The 16,786-nt window shown below is 72.2% G+C and carries 18 protein-coding genes; 8 read left to right on the top strand and 10 right to left on the bottom strand.

Going from position 1 to position 16,786, the window contains the following annotated elements; all coding sequences use genetic code 11:
* Positions 1-183: 183 nt before the first annotated feature.
* Positions 184-1,407 (top strand): MFS transporter, encoded by a 1,224-nt coding sequence (locus QSK45_RS22600; RefSeq protein WP_285559663.1) that lies wholly within the window; start codon positions 184-186, stop codon positions 1,405-1,407.
* Between the two features lie 30 nt (positions 1,408-1,437).
* On the opposite strand, the gene QSK45_RS22595 is transcribed toward QSK45_RS22600, so the two are convergent.
* Positions 1,438-2,022, bottom strand: coding sequence for a suppressor of fused domain protein (locus tag QSK45_RS22595; RefSeq protein WP_285559661.1), 585 nt, complete (start codon positions 2,020-2,022; stop codon positions 1,438-1,440).
* Between the two features lie 502 nt (positions 2,023-2,524).
* Here QSK45_RS22595 and QSK45_RS22590 point away from each other — a divergent pair.
* Positions 2,525-3,652 carry a magnesium and cobalt transport protein CorA gene (locus tag QSK45_RS22590; RefSeq protein ID WP_285559659.1) on the top strand — a complete coding sequence of 376 codons (1,128 nt, stop codon included), beginning with the start codon at positions 2,525-2,527 and terminating at the stop codon, positions 3,650-3,652.
* 23 nt (positions 3,653-3,675) lie between these two features.
* Positions 3,676-4,191, top strand: coding sequence for a hypothetical protein (locus QSK45_RS22585; RefSeq protein ID WP_285559657.1), 516 nt, complete (start codon positions 3,676-3,678; stop codon positions 4,189-4,191).
* A 61-nt stretch (positions 4,192-4,252) separates the two neighbouring features.
* On the opposite strand, the gene QSK45_RS22580 is transcribed toward QSK45_RS22585, so the two are convergent.
* Positions 4,253-4,996: a hypothetical protein gene (locus QSK45_RS22580; RefSeq protein ID WP_285559656.1), complete on the bottom strand. Its 744-nt coding sequence runs from the start codon at positions 4,994-4,996 to the stop codon at positions 4,253-4,255.
* Positions 4,997-5,243: 247 nt separating this feature from the next.
* Here QSK45_RS22580 and QSK45_RS22575 point away from each other — a divergent pair, with 247 nt between their 5' ends.
* Genes QSK45_RS22575 through QSK45_RS22565 form a run of 3 tightly spaced genes read left to right on the top strand, consistent with a single transcriptional unit; the run spans position 5,244 to position 8,314 of the window.
* Positions 5,244-6,545 carry a magnesium transporter MgtE N-terminal domain-containing protein gene (locus QSK45_RS22575; protein WP_285559655.1) on the top strand — a complete coding sequence of 434 codons (1,302 nt, stop codon included), beginning with the start codon at positions 5,244-5,246 and terminating at the stop codon, positions 6,543-6,545.
* A complete protein-coding gene (locus QSK45_RS22570) occupies positions 6,535-7,137 on the top strand; it encodes a DUF1003 domain-containing protein (protein ID WP_285559653.1) in 603 nt (200 codons plus the stop codon). Before QSK45_RS22575 ends, QSK45_RS22570 begins: the two co-directional genes overlap by 11 nt.
* A gap of 43 nt (positions 7,138-7,180) precedes the next feature.
* Positions 7,181-8,314 carry an Mrp/NBP35 family ATP-binding protein gene (locus QSK45_RS22565; RefSeq protein ID WP_285559651.1) on the top strand — a complete coding sequence of 378 codons (1,134 nt, stop codon included), beginning with the start codon at positions 7,181-7,183 and terminating at the stop codon, positions 8,312-8,314.
* 51 nt (positions 8,315-8,365) lie between these two features.
* Here QSK45_RS22565 and QSK45_RS22560 read toward each other — a convergent pair whose 3' ends face one another.
* From QSK45_RS22560 to sigE, 5 genes are all read right to left on the bottom strand, one after another.
* Complete coding sequence (locus QSK45_RS22560; RefSeq protein WP_285559650.1) at positions 8,366-9,031, bottom strand: hypothetical protein; 666 nt, start codon at positions 9,029-9,031, stop codon at positions 8,366-8,368.
* A gap of 293 nt (positions 9,032-9,324) precedes the next feature.
* A complete protein-coding gene (locus QSK45_RS22555; protein ID WP_285559648.1) occupies positions 9,325-9,783 on the bottom strand; it encodes a sec-independent translocase in 459 nt (152 codons plus the stop codon).
* A gap of 84 nt (positions 9,784-9,867) precedes the next feature.
* Positions 9,868-11,430 (bottom strand): S1C family serine protease, encoded by a 1,563-nt coding sequence (locus tag QSK45_RS22550; protein WP_285559646.1) that lies wholly within the window; start codon positions 11,428-11,430, stop codon positions 9,868-9,870.
* A 156-nt stretch (positions 11,431-11,586) separates the two neighbouring features.
* Positions 11,587-12,657, bottom strand: coding sequence for a zf-HC2 domain-containing protein (locus QSK45_RS22545; protein ID WP_285559644.1), 1,071 nt, complete (start codon positions 12,655-12,657; stop codon positions 11,587-11,589).
* Entirely contained in the window at positions 12,654-13,367 is a 714-nt protein-coding gene (sigE, locus tag QSK45_RS22540; protein WP_285559642.1) for an RNA polymerase sigma factor SigE, read from the bottom strand. Before sigE ends, QSK45_RS22545 begins: the two co-directional genes overlap by 4 nt.
* A gap of 234 nt (positions 13,368-13,601) precedes the next feature.
* On the opposite strand from sigE, the gene QSK45_RS22535 reads away from it, so the two are divergent.
* Positions 13,602-14,300, top strand: coding sequence for an O-methyltransferase (locus tag QSK45_RS22535; RefSeq protein ID WP_285559937.1), 699 nt, complete (start codon positions 13,602-13,604; stop codon positions 14,298-14,300).
* A 104-nt stretch (positions 14,301-14,404) separates the two neighbouring features.
* On the opposite strand, the gene QSK45_RS22530 is transcribed toward QSK45_RS22535, so the two are convergent.
* A complete protein-coding gene (locus QSK45_RS22530) occupies positions 14,405-14,572 on the bottom strand; it encodes a DUF3117 domain-containing protein (RefSeq protein ID WP_018544333.1) in 168 nt (55 codons plus the stop codon).
* Between the two features lie 373 nt (positions 14,573-14,945).
* Between QSK45_RS22530 and chcB the strand changes: the two genes are divergently transcribed.
* Complete coding sequence (gene chcB / locus QSK45_RS22525; protein ID WP_285559640.1) at positions 14,946-15,749, top strand: 2-cyclohexenylcarbonyl CoA isomerase; 804 nt, start codon at positions 14,946-14,948, stop codon at positions 15,747-15,749.
* Here the strand turns inward: chcB and QSK45_RS22520 are convergent.
* Complete coding sequence (locus tag QSK45_RS22520) at positions 15,715-16,338, bottom strand: DNA-3-methyladenine glycosylase I (RefSeq protein ID WP_285559638.1); 624 nt, start codon at positions 16,336-16,338, stop codon at positions 15,715-15,717. The two genes, chcB and QSK45_RS22520, sit on opposite strands and share 35 nt — an antisense overlap.
* Positions 16,335-16,694: a DivIVA domain-containing protein gene (locus QSK45_RS22515; RefSeq protein WP_285559636.1), complete on the bottom strand. Its 360-nt coding sequence runs from the start codon at positions 16,692-16,694 to the stop codon at positions 16,335-16,337. The genes QSK45_RS22520 and QSK45_RS22515 overlap by 4 nt, the downstream gene beginning before the upstream one ends.
* Positions 16,695-16,786: the final 92 nt, after the last annotated feature.

Here is a 16,786-nt window from a genome sequence, read left to right as displayed (position 1 = left end):
GGTCCTACCCCGACCCGTCCGCGTCAAGGACGATCACCCGTCCGGACGGCCCGGACCGACCCCCGCCCCCCTGACGGACCCCTCCACCACCCCTGACCGGGCAGATTAGGTGCACCTTGCATTAATTAGCAGGGCTAACTTAGTATGTGTATAAGCCAACTAACTAGGAAACGGGAGTAGCACATGGATCCCCTGGACGCGGGTGCCGGCAGCATCCTGCGGCAGCCGAAGGCGGTCTGGGCCACGGCCGGCGCCTCCGTCGTCGCCTTCATGGGCATCGGCCTGGTCGACCCGATCCTGCCGTCGATCGCGCGGGGCCTGGACGCCACCCCCAGTCAGGTGTCCCTGCTCTTCACCTCGTACTTCCTGATCACCGCCGTCGCGATGCTGCTGACCGGCTTCGTCTCCAGCCGCATCGGCGGCAGGAAGACGCTGCTGCTCGGTCTCGCCTTCGTGGTCGTCTTCGCCGCGCTCGCCGGCACCTCGGGCAGCGTCGGCCAGCTGGTCGGCTTCCGGGCGGGCTGGGGCCTCGGCAACGCGCTGTTCGTCTCCACCGCGCTCGCCGTCATCGTCGGCGCCGCGGCCGGAGGCAGCGCGGCGGCGATCCTGCTCTACGAGTCCGCGCTCGGCCTCGGCCTGGCCTGCGGCCCGCTGCTCGGCGCGATCCTGGGCAACATGAGCTGGCGCTACCCGTTCTTCGGCACCGCCACGCTGATGGCGGTCGGCTTCCTGTGCATCACGGCGTTCCTGAAGGAGCAGCCGAAGCCGGCCAGGAAGACCTCGGTCCTCGACCCGGTCAGGGCGCTCGGCCACGGCGGTCTGGCCTCGGCGGCGATCTCGGCGTTCTTCTACAACTACACGTTCTTCACCGTGCTCGCCTTCACGCCGTTCGTGCTGAACATGACCCCGTACCGCTCGGGCGCCGTGTTCTTCGGCTGGGGCGCGCTGCTCGCCGTCTTCTCGGTGATCGTGGCCCCGCGCGCACAGGAGCGGTTCGGCTCGCTGAAGGTGCTCGGCGCCTCGCTGGTACTGCTCGCGGCCGACGTCCTGGTGCTCGGCTACGGCAACCACACCACCGCGATCGTCTGCACCATCCTGTCCGGCGCCCTCATCGGCGTGAACAACACCGTCTACACCGAGCTGGCCCTCGGGGTCTCCAGCGCCCCGCGCCCGGTGGCGAGCGCGGGCTACAACTTCGTCCGCTGGTTCGCGGCGGCGGCCGCGCCCTACTTCGCGCCGAAGATCGAGGAGTGGACGAACATCCACGTCCCGTTCGTGGTGGCGGCGGTCACCGCGCTGCTGGGCGCCCTGGTGGTGGTCGTACGGCGGCGGGCGCTCACCCACGACGCGGAGGAGCTGGCGCCGAAGCACGCCACCGAGGACGGGGTCACGGTCTTCGCCAACTGACCGGTGCCGGCCGGGCCTTGGTGAGCTTGCTCACTCCAGCGGAACGGACCTGCGGACGGGATCCCGCAGGTCCGTTCCGTGCGTCAGCCAGCGTTCCTGGAGTGCCTGGGCGCCGTGCACGCGCTTGAAGGCGGCCTCGTTCGCCGTCATCGGCAGCAGCGGAAGGAACCGCACGGGATCCAGCGGACCGTCCAGCTCCAGATCCTCCACCAGCCCGCCGCCCTCGCCCACCAGGACCGAGCTGAAGGGGGCGCCGGGCCACAGCGGCTCGCCGACCTCCAGAGAGGCACCGGGCGTCACGATCAGCCCCTCGACCTGCGGGGAAGCGGCGAGCACGGCGAGCGGGCGGAGCACCTTGTCGGTGTCGGCGACGCCCGCGCGCACCGACAGGACCAGTTCGGCGCGGGGGCCCTTGACGGGATCGGCGACCAGCGCGGTGGGGTCGCTCATGGGGTGCGCGGACATGCCGAGGGTCGCGTAGCGGACGACGTCCCCCTCGGTGAAGCGGAGCACCTCGATGCGGTCCGTGCCGAGGAAGGTGACGGCGGCGCGCGCGTCCGCTTCGCCCAGCGCGGTCGTCAACCGTGCCTCGACCAGAGGAAGAACATCAACCATGCCGTGAGCATAGAACTCGTCAGCAGCGGGCAAAGCGGCACCTTGACAGCAAGGGCGGCTGGTACTCTGAGCCGGTGGTTCGGGACGGCGCGCCAAGCGTGCTGTCAAGTCCCGGACCCCTGGGAACTCCCTTACGAGGGACCGGCCGGAGGAGGTGGGGCTGTCATGGATCGAAGTCGACCTGGTAGTACCACTCGCTCTTCCGCCCGCTGATGTAGTCACTGGCCGTCGTAGCCACTGGCTGGTTTCCGTTCTGGCCGGCTGCCGCCTTCCCGTGCGCGTCACTGTTCGGAAGAGCACTTCGTATCGCTTTGCCTGATCTGCATCAGTTCTGCATCAGCAGCGAAATCGCCACCGCAACGGTGCGGTGCTCCCCGCTTTGTGGACGAGCCAAACACTTTCCCCCGCCCCGGCCGGGGAAATCCCCGCAGGACGTCCTCATTCCGGGTGGTTCCACCCGTCTTCGGCGGTCTTTCGTTGCCTGTCGCGAAGGAGCCTGCCCATGTCGATGATCCGCGACCTGCGCGCCGTGGTCCGTCCCTCCCGCGTCTCGCCGCGCAAGGCCACGAGCGCGCCGTCCGTGTCGTACGACACCACGCGCGACCCCGCCACCCCGTCGGCCGTGGTCGACTGCGCCGTCTACCGCGACGGCAGGCGCCTCGCGAGCGCGAAGCCGCTGACCCCGCATGAGGCGATGCGGCAGGTACGGCGCGACGGCGGCTTCGTGTGGATCGGGCTGCACGAGCCGACCGAGGCCGAGTTCGCCGGTATCGCGGGGGAGTTCGGGCTGCACCCGCTCGCCGTCGAGGACGCGGTGCAGGCGCACCAGCGGCCGAAGCTGGAACGGTACGACGACTCGCTGTTCACCGTCTTCAAGACCATCCACTACCTCGAACACGACCGGCTCACCGCGACCAGCGAGGTCGTGGAGACCGGCGAGGTGATGTGCTTCACCGGCCGGGACTTCTTCATCACCGTGCGGCACGGCGGCCAGGGCTCGCTGCGGGCCCTGCGGCACCGGTTGCAGGACGACCCGGAGCTGCTGGCGAAGGGCCCCTCGGCGGTGCTGCACGCGATCGCCGACCACGTGGTGGACGGGTACATCGCGGTGGCCGACGCGGTGCAGGACGACATCGACGAGGTGGAGACCGAGGTCTTCTCTCCGGGGCGGGGCGGGGTCTCGCGGGGTGTGGACTCCGCGCGGATCTACCAACTCAAGCGCGAGGTCATGGAGTTCAAGCGCGCGGTGGCGCCGCTGCTGCGGCCGATGCAGCTGCTCAGCGAGCGGCCGATGCGGCTGATCGACCCGGACATCCAGAAGTACTTCCGGGACGTCGCCGACCACGTCGCCCGCGTCCACGAGCAGGTCGTCGGCTTCGACGAACTGCTCAACTCCATCCTCCAGGCCAACCTCGCGCAGGCGTCCGTCGCGCAGAACGAGGACATGCGGAAGATCACCGCGTGGGCCGCGATCATCGCGGTGCCGACGATGGTGTGCGGGGTGTACGGGATGAACTTCACGTACATGCCGGAGCTGCACTGGAAGTACGGGTACCCGGTGATCATGGGCATCACCGTCGTGCTGTGTCTGGGCATCCACCGGACACTGAAGCGCAACGGCTGGCTGTGAGCGGCGTGGACAGGGGTGGACGTATGACAGGCGAGCTGCGCGACAGGGCCCTCATCGAGGAGGCCGCGAAGAAGTCCGGCCTCCTGTGGGTGCGGGGCGCGGACGCGTCCGCCGCGCGTGCGGTGTGGCATGTGTGGCACGAGGGCGCGGTGTGCGTGGTCGGCGACGGGCCCGGCGAGCAGCCGCTGACGGGACTGACCGACGGCGGCTCCGCCGAGGTGACCGTCCGCAGCAAGGACAAGGGCGGCCGGCTGGTCTCCTTCCCGGCCGCGGTGACGGAGCTGCCCGCCGGCACGCCGGAGTGGGAGGCGGCGGTCGCCGACCTCAGGTCCAAGCGCCTGAACGCCCCCGACGCCGAGCGGATGCCGGACCGCTGGGCGCGCGAGTGCAGGGTGCTGCGCCTGACGCCGGCGGGCGCGGTGACCGCCCTGCCCGACGGCAGCCTGGCCGAGAGACCGGTGGCGACGCCGGCGACGACGCGCCGGCCGGTACCGGCGGCCCTGCCGAAGCTCCTGGCGAGGCGCCGCAAGGGCCGGTGATCCCGGACCCGCGGTTCCGGCGTGCGACTCGGTACCGGTGCGCCCCCGGGTGCCGTCCCGCTCAGGACGTCGGCAGCTGCTGCCCGTAATCCACCGTCTCGGACCTGGCCGGCTCGGTGAGCGTGAAGGGCTTGCCCCAGTCGGAGAAGCGAAGGGTGCCCGCGTTGCCCGCGCGGGTGAGCGCGAGGGGGTAGGGGGTGCCCTTCAGGGAGACGTCCAGGGTGCCGCCCGAGCCGTGGTCGCCGGTGATGCGGATGGTCGGGGTACTCGCCCGGGTGTGATGACCGTCGGTCGCCAGGGAGCCGTGCAGTGTCAGGAGACCCGAGAGGAGGACGTCCTTGTCCGTGAAGCCGCTGAACTTCTTGTACGCGGGGTCCTGCTGCGGCACCTTCACGTACTTGCCGTCGAGCTTGGCCGCCGCGCCGCTGCCGTCGCCGCCCTTGCCGTCCGTCTGCGCCCAGAAGTCCGCGTCGGCCTTCAGATACAGCTGCGTACCGACCCGCAGCAGCCTGAACGTGGCGGCCCCCGAGGTCACCGACCCCGATCCACCGTCGTCCTTCAGCCGCATGTCGAGCCGGTACGTACGGCCGCTGGTCACCACGGTCCCGGACACCCGTACCGCCGACGCCCCCTGCGCCGCCGCCCGCGTCCGCGCCTGGATGCTGTCGGCGGGCAGCTTGCCCACCCCGTTCGTCCCCGCGTCCGGATCGTCGCCGCCGCATCCGGCCAGCACCGCCGCGCCCGTCACGGCCAGCGCGCACAGCGCGGTCACCGGGCGGGTACGGCCGGGGGGAATCGCAGTCACAGGTGAGGTCGCCTTTCCGACGGTTCCTTCAGCGGCGTACCGCAGCGTACCGGTGCCCGGCCGCCTGGCGGAGCCAGTCCGTCCGGACCCCCCACCAGGGCGTATCCGATCGGTACGGGCTAGCCTGAAGCGCAACCGTGCGGGCAAATACGAGCAATTCCCCAACAAAAGCAGTCGTTGCGGCAAACCCCTCCACACCTCTCCGACGCACCTCTCCGACGCACGTCCCTGACAAGGAAGCAGAACCATGGCAGCCGGCGCCCCCCGGATCTTCGTCTCGCACCTCGCCGGGGTCCCCGTCTTCGATCCGAACGGCGACCAGGTGGGCCGCGTGCGCGATCTCGTCGTGATGCTGCGCGTGGGCAGGAGACCCCCGCGCGTGCTCGGCCTCGTCGTCGAACTGTCCACCCGGCGCCGCATCTTCCTGCCCATGACCCGGATCACCGGCATCGAGTCCGGGCAGGTCATCAGCACCGGCGTCATGAACGTCCGCCGCTTCGAGCAGCGGCCCACCGAGCGCCTGGTCTTCGGCGAGCTGCTGGACCGGCGGGTCACCCTGGTGGAGACCGGCGAGGAGGCCACCGTCCTCGACATGTCCGTGCAGCAGCTGCCCGCGCGCCGGGACTGGGAGATCGACCGCGTCTTCGTCCGCAAGGGCAAAAAGGGCAGCGCGTTCCGCCGGGTCAAGGGCGAGACGCTGACCGTGGACTGGGCCGGCGTCTCCGGGTTCTCCCTGGAGGAGCACGGGCAGGGCGCCGAGAACCTGCTCGCCACCTTCGAACAGCTGCGCCCCGCCGACCTCGCCAACGTGCTGCACCACCTCTCCGCCAAACGGCGCGCCGAGGTCGCCGCCGCCCTGGACGACGACCGGCTCGCGGACGTCCTGGAGGAGCTGCCGGAGGACGACCAGATCGAGATTCTCGGCAAGCTCCAGGAGGAGCGCGCGGCCGACGTCCTGGAGGCCATGGACCCGGACGACGCGGCCGACCTGCTCTCCGAACTGCCGGAGGAGGACAAGGAGCGGCTGCTGAGCCTGATGCAGCCCGGCGACGCGGCCGACATGCGGCGCCTGATGTCCTACGAGGAACACACCGCCGGCGGCCTCATGACCACCGAGCCGATCGTGCTGCGCCCCGACGCCACCGTCGCCGACGCGCTCGCCCGGGTCCGCAACCCCGACCTCTCCCCCGCGCTCGCCGCCCAGGTCTACGTCTGCCGCCCGCCGGACGAGACCCCGACCGGCAAGTACCTGGGCACCGCCCACTTCCAGCGACTGCTGCGCGACCCCCCGTACACCCTGGTCAGCTCGCTCCTGGACGACGATCTCCAGCCGCTGTCCCCGGACGACGCGCTGCCGGTCATCGCCGGGTTCTTCGCCACCTACGACATGGTGGCCGCGCCCGTGGTGGACGAGGCCGGGTCGCTGCTCGGCGCGGTGACCGTGGACGACGTACTGGACCACATGCTGCCCGACGACTGGCGCGAGACCGAGTTCCACCTGGAGGAGAACCCCGAGGGGGACAAGAAGGCGGGTGACCATGCCTCCTGAGCGTGAAAGCGGCCGCGAGCGCACGCCCGCGGGCGCCACGGCGGCCACCCGCCCGCGCACGCTCCGGCTCGACCAGCCGCGGCCGCCCCGCCGCCGGTTCCTGCCCGAGTGGGACCCGGAGGCCTTCGGTCGGCTGTCGGAGCGGATCGCCCGGTTCCTCGGCACGGGACGCTTCATCGTCTGGATGACGATCGTCATCATCGTCTGGGTGCTGTGGAACGTGGCCGCCCCCCGGCAACTGCGGTTCGACGAGTACCCGTTCATCTTCCTGACCCTGGCGCTGTCCCTCCAGGCGTCCTACGCCGCCCCGCTGATCCTGCTCGCGCAGAACCGGCAGGACGACCGCGACCGGGTCAACCTGGAACAGGACCGCAAGCAGAACGAGCGGTCGATCGCGGACACCGAGTACCTGACCCGGGAGATCGCCGCGCTGCGCATGGGCCTCGGCGAGGTCGCCACCCGTGACTGGATCCGCTCGGAGCTTCAGGACATGCTCAAGGAGATGGAGGAACGGCGCGGTCACGGAGGTCCGGTCGTATTCCCGGCGGAACGGACCGAACGCCCGCCCGGACGTGACGCAGACGACCGCTGAGGGGCTACCCGGAGGGCCCTCGGCGCGCCGTACCATCGTTCTTATGGCTACGGAAGACGCGGTGCGCGAGGCACTGGCGACGGTGAACGACCCCGAGATCAACCGCCCCATCACCGAACTGGGGATGGTCAAATCGGTGGGGATCGGGGAGGACGGCACGGTCGCGGTCACCGTGTACCTGACGGTCTCCGGCTGCCCCATGCGCGACACCATCACCCAGCGGGTCACCGAGGCGGTCTCGCGCGTCGAGGGCGTCACCCGCGTGGACGTCACGCTGGACGTGATGAGCGACGAGCAGCGGCGCGAGCTGGCCGAGGCCCTGCGCGGCGGCCAGGCCGAGCGCGAGGTCCCGTTCGCCAAGCCGGGCAACCTCACCCGGGTCTACGCGGTCGCCTCCGGCAAGGGCGGCGTCGGCAAGTCCTCGGTCACCGTGAACCTCGCGGCGGCGATGGCGGCCGACGGCCTCAAGGTGGGCGTCGTGGACGCCGACATCTACGGCCACTCGGTGCCCCGGATGCTGGGCGCGGAGGGCCGTCCTACCCAGGTGGAGAACATGATCATGCCGCCGTCGGCGAACGGCGTGAAGGTCATCTCCATCGGCATGTTCACCCCGGGCAACGCGCCGGTGGTCTGGCGCGGTCCCATGCTGCACCGCGCCCTCCAGCAGTTCCTGGCGGACGTGTACTGGGGCGACCTGGACGTCCTGCTCCTGGACCTGCCGCCCGGCACCGGTGACATCGCGATCTCCGTGGCCCAGCTGGTGCCGAACGCCGAGATCCTGGTCGTCACGACCCCGCAGCAGGCGGCCGCCGAGGTGGCCGAGCGCGCGGGCTCCATCGCCGTGCAGACCCACCAGAAGATCGTCGGCGTGGTCGAGAACATGTCCGGCCTGCCCTGCCCGCACTGCGGCGAGATGGTCGACGTCTTCGGCACCGGCGGCGGCCAGCTGGTCGCCGACGGCCTGACCCGTACGACGGGTACGACGGTGCCGGTCCTCGGCTCCATCCCCATCGACGTCCGCCTCCGCGAGGGCGGCGACGAGGGCAAGCCGGTCGTGCTGACCGACCCGGACTCCCCCGCGGGCAGCGCCCTGCGCTCCATCGCGGGCAAGCTGGGCGGCCGGCAGCGGGGCCTGTCGGGCATGTCCCTCGGCCTCACGCCGAAGAACAAGTTCTGAGCTTCACCGCGCGGGACGAGGGGGGCGCCGGGTGCGTCCGGCGCCCCCGACTCACGCGTACGCGGCGACGTCCTTCACCGCGGCGAACCCGAGCCCGTACGCGCTCATGCCCCGCCCGTACGCGCCGAGGTGCACGCCCGCCTCGGTGGAACCGGCCAGCACCCAGCCGAACTCCGACTCCCGGTAGTGGAACGGCGCCGCGACCCCGTCCACCGGAAGCGAGAGCGTGGACCACTCGGGCCCGCCGAGATCGTCGGCCAGTGCCCACGCCGTCTCGGTCTGCTGCTCCAGCCAGTCGTCGCGCAGGCCGTGGTCCATCTGTCCCGGCCAGGTGAAGGACAGCAGCCCCACCCCCGCGAGCCACGCCGCCGAGGACACGGACGTCGCCTCCAGCAGCCCCGAACCGCCGGCCACCCGCCGGGACGGATGCGCGGCGACGGTCACCACCACCGCGAACTTCTCCCGGGGCTCGGCGCCGGCGGCGCCCTCGTGCAGGACGGAGGGCGTGTCACCGTGGCCGATCGACCCGTGCTCCACGGCACCGTCGGACGCCATGCCGACCTGCATCAGCCAGCGCGGCCCCGTGAACGCCTCGTCGAGCCCGTACCAGGGGAAGGGCGCCCGCAGGTAACCGTCGACCGTGCCGCGGTCGGAGGCGAGACCCTGCCCGCCCTCCGTGGCCGGCGCCGTCGCGCCCACCCGACTCGTCGTCTCCATCTGCCCGGACGCCTCCTCGCGCTCGTCGGACCGAAGCGGCGGCCCGCCCCCCTTCGGGCGTACTCGTCCGGTCCGCACAACAACTCGGCAGCATATCCACACCGCTGAGACGCACCGGGCAGGCGCCGGACCCGCGGGTCCCTCGAACGGCCTGTTCAGGCCGGTTGGCACGGGCGCGCGCTATGACGCGCGTCACGTGCGCGTGTCGGCATGCCACGGGTGGCGCGCGAGACCCGGGCGGAGACGGCGCGGGTCACGCGGCGTCAGCAGGGTTCACGCGGCGGCGGCGCGGCTCACGTGGCGTCGAAGTCGAACGGCGGCCGGTCGTCCTTCTCGGACTCCTCGGGCTTCTTGGTCATGTCGACCCGCCCGCCGGAGGACGCCTGCGCGGAGTCCGAGGACGCGGCGGAGGACCCGGAGGACCCGGTGTCATGGCCGTTCACCGCGTCGGTGATCTCGGCCATCTCCTTCTTCAGGTCGAAGCCGTTGCGGATCTCCTGGAGCCCCAGCTCGTCATTGCCGAGCTGCTTGCGCAGGAACGTCTTGGGGTTGAGGTCCTCGAAGTCGAAGTCCTTGAACTCGGGGCCCAGTTCGCTGCGGATGTCCTGCTTGGCGCTCTCCGAGAACTCGCGGATCTTCCGGATCGTCCGGGTGACGTCCTGGATGACCTTGGGGAGCTTGTCCGGGCCGAACACGAGCACCGCGATGACGATGATCGTCAGTAGCTCCATTGGCCCTATGTCATTGAACACCTGACGCTCCTTGCGATGTCCTCGGTCGCTCAACGGTACCCGGCGTTCTGGTCCGACCGGTACCGTCCCGAGGTGAGACTTGTGTCAGTTCTGCTCCGAGGCGCCCAGCACGAGTGAGACCTCCCGCTCGGCGCCGCCGCGCTCGACCGTCAGCCGCAGCCGGTCACCGGGCCGGTGGGCACGGATCTTGACGATCAGCTCCTCACCGGTGTGCACCCGCTCCCCGTCGACCCCGGTGATCAGATCGCCCGCCCTGAGACCGGCCCGCTCGCCGGGGCCGCCCTTGATCACGGCGGGGCCGCCGTCCGTGCTGTGGCCGTCGACGCGGGCGCCGTCGCCGGTGTAGCCCATGTCGAGGGTGACGCCGATGACCGGGTGGGTGGCGTGACCGTCGTTGATCAGTTCCTCGGCGACGCGCTTGGCCTGGTTGACCGGGATGGCGAAGCCGAGGCCGATGGAGCCGGCCTGGCCGCCCTCGGTGTCCGATCCGCTGCCGGCGGAGCGGATGGCGGAGTTGATGCCGATGACCCGGGCCCGGGAGTCCAGCAGCGGTCCCCCGGAGTTGCCCGGGTTGATCGGCGCGTCCGTCTGCAGCGCGTCCACGTACGACACGTCGCTGCCGTCACCCTCCTCGCCGCCCGCGGTGATGGGCCGCTCCTTGGCGCTGATGATCCCGGCGGTGACGGTGTTGGCCAGGTCGAAGGGGGCGCCGATGGCGACGACGGGGTCGCCGACCCGGACGTCGTCGGAGTTGCCGAGGGCCAGCGGGGTGAGCCCGCGCACGCCGTCGACCTGGACGACGGCGAGGTCGTAGCCGCTGTCCCGTCCGACGACGGTGGCCTTGACGGAGTCGCCGTCGCTGAACGTCACGGATATCTTGCCGTCGGACGCGGCGGGCGCGACGACGTGGTTGTTGGTGAGGATGTGCCCGCGGTCGTCCAGCACGAAGCCGGTGCCGGTGCCCTCCTCGCCCGAGCCGGAGACGTGCAGGGTGACGACGCTGGGCAGGGCGCGGGCGGCGATCCCGGCCACGCTGTCCGGCGCGCGCCCGGCGGGAACGCCCCCGGGCTGCGGCAGGGTCACTCCGCTCCCGAACCCCTCGCGCTCGACATAGCCCCCGGCGAGCCCGCCGATCCCGGCCGCGACCAGGGCGACGGCGAGGGTCCAGCCGACCATGAAGCGCCGCCGCCCGGACCGCCGCCCGCCCACCGCGGGCCCGGTCCGCTGGAGCGGTCCCGCCGCCCAGGGGTCGTAGCGCCCCCAGGGGTCCGCCGGCGTCCGTTCCGCGGGCGGGGAGGCGGACGCGGGCACGGCGGGCGCCGAGGCCGGCGGTACGGCCGCGGTGGGGGCCGGTGCGGGTGGGGTGGGGGCGTGTACGGGCGCGAGCGCGGCGGGCGCCGGTACGGCCGCTGTCGCCGGTGGTGCGACGACCGTCCCGTGCGCCGGGGTCGCCATGGGGTGCTGGACCGGCGGGGCGGGCGCCCAGGGGCCCGGTTCGCCGTAGGGCGGGGTGCTGTACGGGTCCGGTTCGTGCAACGGCGTGGGCCGCTCCGGCCTGGCCAGTTCGAAGTCGCCGTCCGGCGTCGGCTCGGCCCCCGCCGCCGCCTCCGGCTCCGCCCCCGGCGGAACGCGGTTCCCCTCGTTCATGCTCTCCCCACGGCTGGCCGCGGCCCCGCGCTGGGCGGCGGCCGCGGGACATCGGCTACGTGCCCGGATTCAACCAGGTCGCGGGCCCCTGCGCGGGGCCGGTCGAACACCCGGGCCCGGCTTCCGGGCCAGGGCTCCCGCGTCAGTGTGGCCGCGTCAGTGTTCCCGGTGCGGGACGACCGGAGCCGACAGGCGGGACGCCGCCGGGGCCGACGACGCCGAGGACGCCGAGGACGCCGAGGGGCGGACGAAGTTGTGCGGGGCGGGGGCGGGGCCGGTGTCGGAGAGCAGCCCCGGGACCATGGGCGCCTTGGACCACTTGCCCAGCGGCAGGTCCATGGCCTTGTCCAGCGGGCCTATCAGCGGGGTCACCGCGTTGGCACCCGCCATCAGCGGCCCGGCCGGCCGGGCGCCGGTGTTCTGGTCCGGCCCGGCCGTGGGGTCCGGCGCGCCCGGCACCAGGGGTGCGGTCACGGCGGTCGGCCGGGGAGTCGTGCGCCCGAGCAGTGCCCCGCCGCCCTGGGCGAGCAGCGGCCCCTGACGGCGGCGCTGGGCCTCGGACGCCGACGCGTTCCCGCCCGTGCTCCCGCCGGTGCCCGTGGTGCGGGCCGGGATCACGTTGCTGCCGGTGCCGCGGGCGTCCGCGGCCGGGTAGCCCGGGATGGCGGTGGTGACCCCGCCGAGGGCGACCGCGGCCAGCGACACCGCGCCGGCGGCGGCGAAGGCGAAGCGCAGTCCGCGCGAGGCGGAGCGGCCGTCGTCCGGACGGCCGACCGGGTGGATGCGGAAGCCGCCGTCCCCGAGCGGGCCGCCCCCCTCGTGGAAGCGGGTCCGCTCGCGGCCCGGTCCGTGGGGGCGTGCCGGGACGTAGCCGAAGGAGAAGCCCCGGCTCGGGCCGAACACGTCGGGATCGCCGGGGGTCCGGTCCTCTCCGCCGCCGAACGGCCCGCCGGGCGGGGTGCCGCCGTCCGGATCGCCGCCGGGGAGACCCTGGAGGCGGGCCAGCAGGCTCGCGGAGGGCGGGGGCGGGGCCGCGGTCGCGAACACGCTCTTCAGCGCGCGCTGGGCGTCCGCCTCCGCCTTGCAGCGGGCGCAGGTGGCCAGGTGGGCGAGGACGCGTTCGCGCGTGTCATGACCGAGCTCTCCGTCCACCAGGGCGGAGAGCCGGTCTCCCAGATGCTGCTCGGCGAGGTGTGCCACCTCGGGTTTCTGCCGTGATCCGCTCACGCCGTCGCGCCCCCTCCCCCCAGTGCGGGGACCCGGGCCATGAACGTGCGCCGCTCGGCCGCGCGGGCCTCCGGTGAGCGGTGCGCCAGGGCCTTGCGGAGCTGGGAGCGGCCGCGGTGGATGCGCGAGCGGACGGTGCCGAGCTTCACGCCGAGGGTCGCGGCGATCTCCTCGTACGACAGCCCTTCGATGTCGCACAGGACGACGGCGGCGCGGAACTCGGGCGCGAGGGTGTCCAGGGCCTGCTGGACGTCGGCGTCGAAGTGCGCGTCGTTGAAGAGCTGCTGCGGGGTGGGTTCGCGGCTGGCCAGGCGCTCGGCCGCGTCCTCGCCGAGGGCGTCGAAGCGGATGCGCTGCTTGCGCCGGACCATGTCCAGGAACAGGTTCGTGGTGATGCGGTGCAGCCAGCCCTCGAAGGTGCCCGGCGAGTACGTCGACAGGGAGCGGAAGACGCGGACGAAGACCTCCTGGGTGAGGTCCTCGGCGTCGTGCTGATTGCCGGTGAGGCGGTAGGCGAGGCGGTAGACGCGGGCGCTGTGGGTGCTGACGATCTCGTCCCAGGTGGGCGGAGTCCACGCCTGCCCGTCCGCGTCACTGGTGAAGGTCGCGGTCTGGGCGTCGCCCCCGGCGATGCCGGTGGCGTGGCTGTCAGCAGCGGTGTCGGTCACGGATTTCGGCCTGCCCGCCGACCCGAGGAAGCGCCGCAGCACTCCGCCCCGGTCCCCGGGCGCAGCCGCACCTCCCCTGTCGGCTCTGGTGGTGTCCAGTGGAGCCCCTACCATAGCCACCTCGCCCGTTAGCTCCGGATAAGCGGTTTTACGAGAATTTGATACTCGCTGGCGCGGCTCGTGCCGCTGCGTCAGCAGTTGTGCGGTGCCCTGCTCCACCTCTCGCCCCCCGAAGCGTTCCCCAGCCCTGTCTCTTCCCTATAAACGCCCGGTCCCATCTGCGGGTTCCCGACGCCAACGGATACAGTCACGCCGAGGCATCCATGGGGACAGGAGAGGGTCATTACCGGCAACCGGCAGACGAGCTCGGCATTCGCCGACGCCTTTGCCGCCGAGGACGAGGCACTGTTCTGGGCCCGCGACCGCGCCCGTGACGCGGGGCTGCGCTCGGTGTCGCCCGGCACGGGTTCCGCGCTGCGCCTGCTCGCCGCCTCCGTGGACGCGAAGGCGGTCGCGGAGATCGGCACGGGCTGCGGGGTGTCCGGAATCCATCTGCTGCACGGCATGCGCCCGGACGGGGTGCTGACCACCGTCGATCCGGAGCCGGAGCTCCAGCAGTTCGCCCGGCAGGCGTTCCGCGCCTGCGGCTTCGCCAGCAACCGGGCCCGCTTCATCCCCGGCCGCGCCCTGGAGGTGCTGCCCCGGCTCGCGGACGCGGGCTACGACCTCGTCTTCTGCGACGGGGACCGGCAGGAGTACCCGGAGTATCTCGCCGAGTCGCTGCGGCTGCTGCGCTCGGGCGGCCTGGTGGTCTTCGAGGGCGTCTTCGCGAGCGGCCGCACGGTCGACTCGGGGCCACAGCCGTCCGAGGTGCTGCGGCTGCGGGAGCTGCTGCGCACGGTGCGCGAGAGCCAGGAGCTGGTCCCCTCGCTGCTGCCGGTCGGCGACGGACTGCTGTGCGCCGTCAAGCGGTGACGGCGCCGGGGCTCACCACGGCGGACGGAGCGGCCCCCGGAACACGGCTGCCCCGGCACCGCGTACGATGCCGGGGCAGCCGTGAGGACTGACTCGCGCGCGTGTCAGACGACGACCTTCTTGAGGGCGTCGCCGAGCGCCTCGGCCTCGTCAGGGGTCAGCTCGACGACGAGTCGACCGCCGCCTTCGAGCGGAACGCGCATGACGATGCCCCGCCCCTCCTTGGTCACCTCGAGCGGGCCATCGCCCGTCCGCGGCTTCATGGCCGCCATGCTCGTTCCCCTTCCTGAAACCAGCTCATCGTCTGCCGATGGCACCCGGGCGGGCACGCGCGGGACCGGATCGGACACGCGACACCGGCATCGAACACATTGCTTCCAAGCCATTATCCCGCATCTCAGGACCCGATGACCAACGTCGGTCCGCATCGCTTGCGCAACGCGCGCGAGCAAAACCACTCAATTCGGCGATGTGGCTGCGATACTGCGCCACCGCGTGGACACCTTTCGGACGGCCCCGGCCCCGTTTTCTTTGACGCACCTCACACCCGCGGGCGGGCCGCCGGCCGATGATCTCCGCCATGCTGTGATCGGACAGGGGCGTACCGGGTGGTACGTCACCACCGCGAACCGGAGGGGATGCGCCATGGCCGACACCGTGCTCTACGAGGTGAGCGACGGGCTCGCGACGATCACGCTGAACCGCCCCGAGGCGATGAACGCGCTGAACGTGGCGACCAAGGTCGCGCTGCGGGAGGCGGCCGAGGAGGCGGTCCGTGACACGGCCGTACGGGCGGTCCTGCTGACCGCCGCCGGGGAGCGGGCGTTCTGCGTGGGCCAGGACCTCAAGGAGCACATCGGGCTGCTGGCGCAGGACCGGGAGACCGGGTCCCGGCAGACGATGAGCACGGTCAGGGAGCACTACAACCCGATCGTGCGGGCGCTCGCGGGGGCGGCGAAGCCGGTGGTCGCCGCGGTGAACGGGGTCGCGGCGGGCGCGGGCTTCGGGTTCGCCCTCGCGGCGGACTACCGGGTCGTCGCCGACACCGCGTCCTTCAACACCTCGTTCGTCGGCGTCGCCCTCACCGGGGACTCCGGCATCTCCTGGACCCTGCCGCGGGTGGTCGGGCCCAGCCGGGCTGCCGACCTGCTGCTCTTCCCGCGCAGCATCAGCGCGCAGGACGCGCTGGAGCTGGGGATCGCCAACAAGGTCGTACCCGCCGCCGAGGTGCGGGACGAGGCCGAGAAGGTCGCGCGGAAGCTGGCCTCGGGGCCGACGATGGCCTACGCGGCGATCAAGGAGGCGATGGCCTTCGGTCTGACCCACTCCCTGGAGGAGACGCTGGACAAGGAGGACGAACTCCAGACCCGCGCGGGGCAGTCGGAGGACCACACGATCGCCGTACAGGCGTTCGTCAACAAGGAGAAGCCGAAGTACCTGGGGCGGTGACCCGCCCCCCGCGGGCGCTCCTCGCCACGCATGTCTCCAGGTGGTCGTTCACCAGACCGCACGCCTGCATCAGCGCGTACGCCGTCGTCGGTCCCACGAACTTCAGGCCCCGCTTCTTCAGTGCCCTGGACAGGGCCGTCGACTGCGGCGTGACCGCCGGGACGTCGGAGAGGGTCCTGGGGGCCGGGCGGGTCTTCGGATCGGGGGCGTGGGACCAGATCAGGTCGTCCAGGTCACCGGCCGGCCAGTCGGCCAGGACGCGCGCGTTGGCGAGGGTGGCGTCGATCTTGGCGCGGTTGCGGATGATGCCCGGATCGGCCAGCAGGCGCTCGCGGTCCTCGTCGGTGAAGGCGGCGACCTTCTCGATGCGGAAGCCCGCGAAGGCGGCGCGGAAGCCCGGTCTGCGGCGCAGGATGGTGATCCAGGACAGGCCCGACTGGAAGGCCTCCAGGCTGAGCCGCTCGAAGAGGGCGTCGTCGCCGTGGACCGGGCGGCCCCACTCCTCGTCGTGGTACGACACGTAGTCGTCGGTGGACAGGGCCCACGGGCAGCGCAGCGCGCCGTCCGGGCCCGCGATCGCGGCGGTCACTGCCGGCCCTCCGGGTGTTCGTTCTTGTCCGGGGCGGGGCGCGCGGCGGCGGCGGCCCGAGCCCCGGCCAGCGCGGACTCCAGGCCCGCGATACGGGCGTCACGCTCGGCGAGTTCGGCGCCGAGGCGGCCGAGGGCGTCGTCGACGTCGGACATCCGGTAGCCGCGCGCGGCGAGCGGGAAGCGCAGGCTCTCCACGTCCTCGCGGCCCACCGGCCGGTCCTGGGGCAGCGGGTCCCGGAGCCGCTCGGGCGCCGCCTCGGGCAGCGGGGCGCTCTCGCCGCCGCCCACCACGGCGAGGGTCACCGCGGCGACCACGACGGCCAGTGCGACGACCAGGAACAGGAACATCACCATCGTCTCGGGGCCCCCACGCTCGGGTGCCGGCACTGTGCCGGACGCGGAATCTGTCAGCTCCGATCGTGCCATGCGAGTCTGACAGTTAGGGT

It is taken from the genome of Streptomyces hygroscopicus subsp. hygroscopicus (assembly GCF_030269125.1).
Classification (GTDB): Bacteria; Actinomycetota; Actinomycetes; order Streptomycetales; family Streptomycetaceae; genus Streptomyces; species Streptomyces hygroscopicus_C.
Note: the sequence above shows the minus strand (reverse complement) of the source record. Positions and strands in the feature narration are given on the sequence as shown.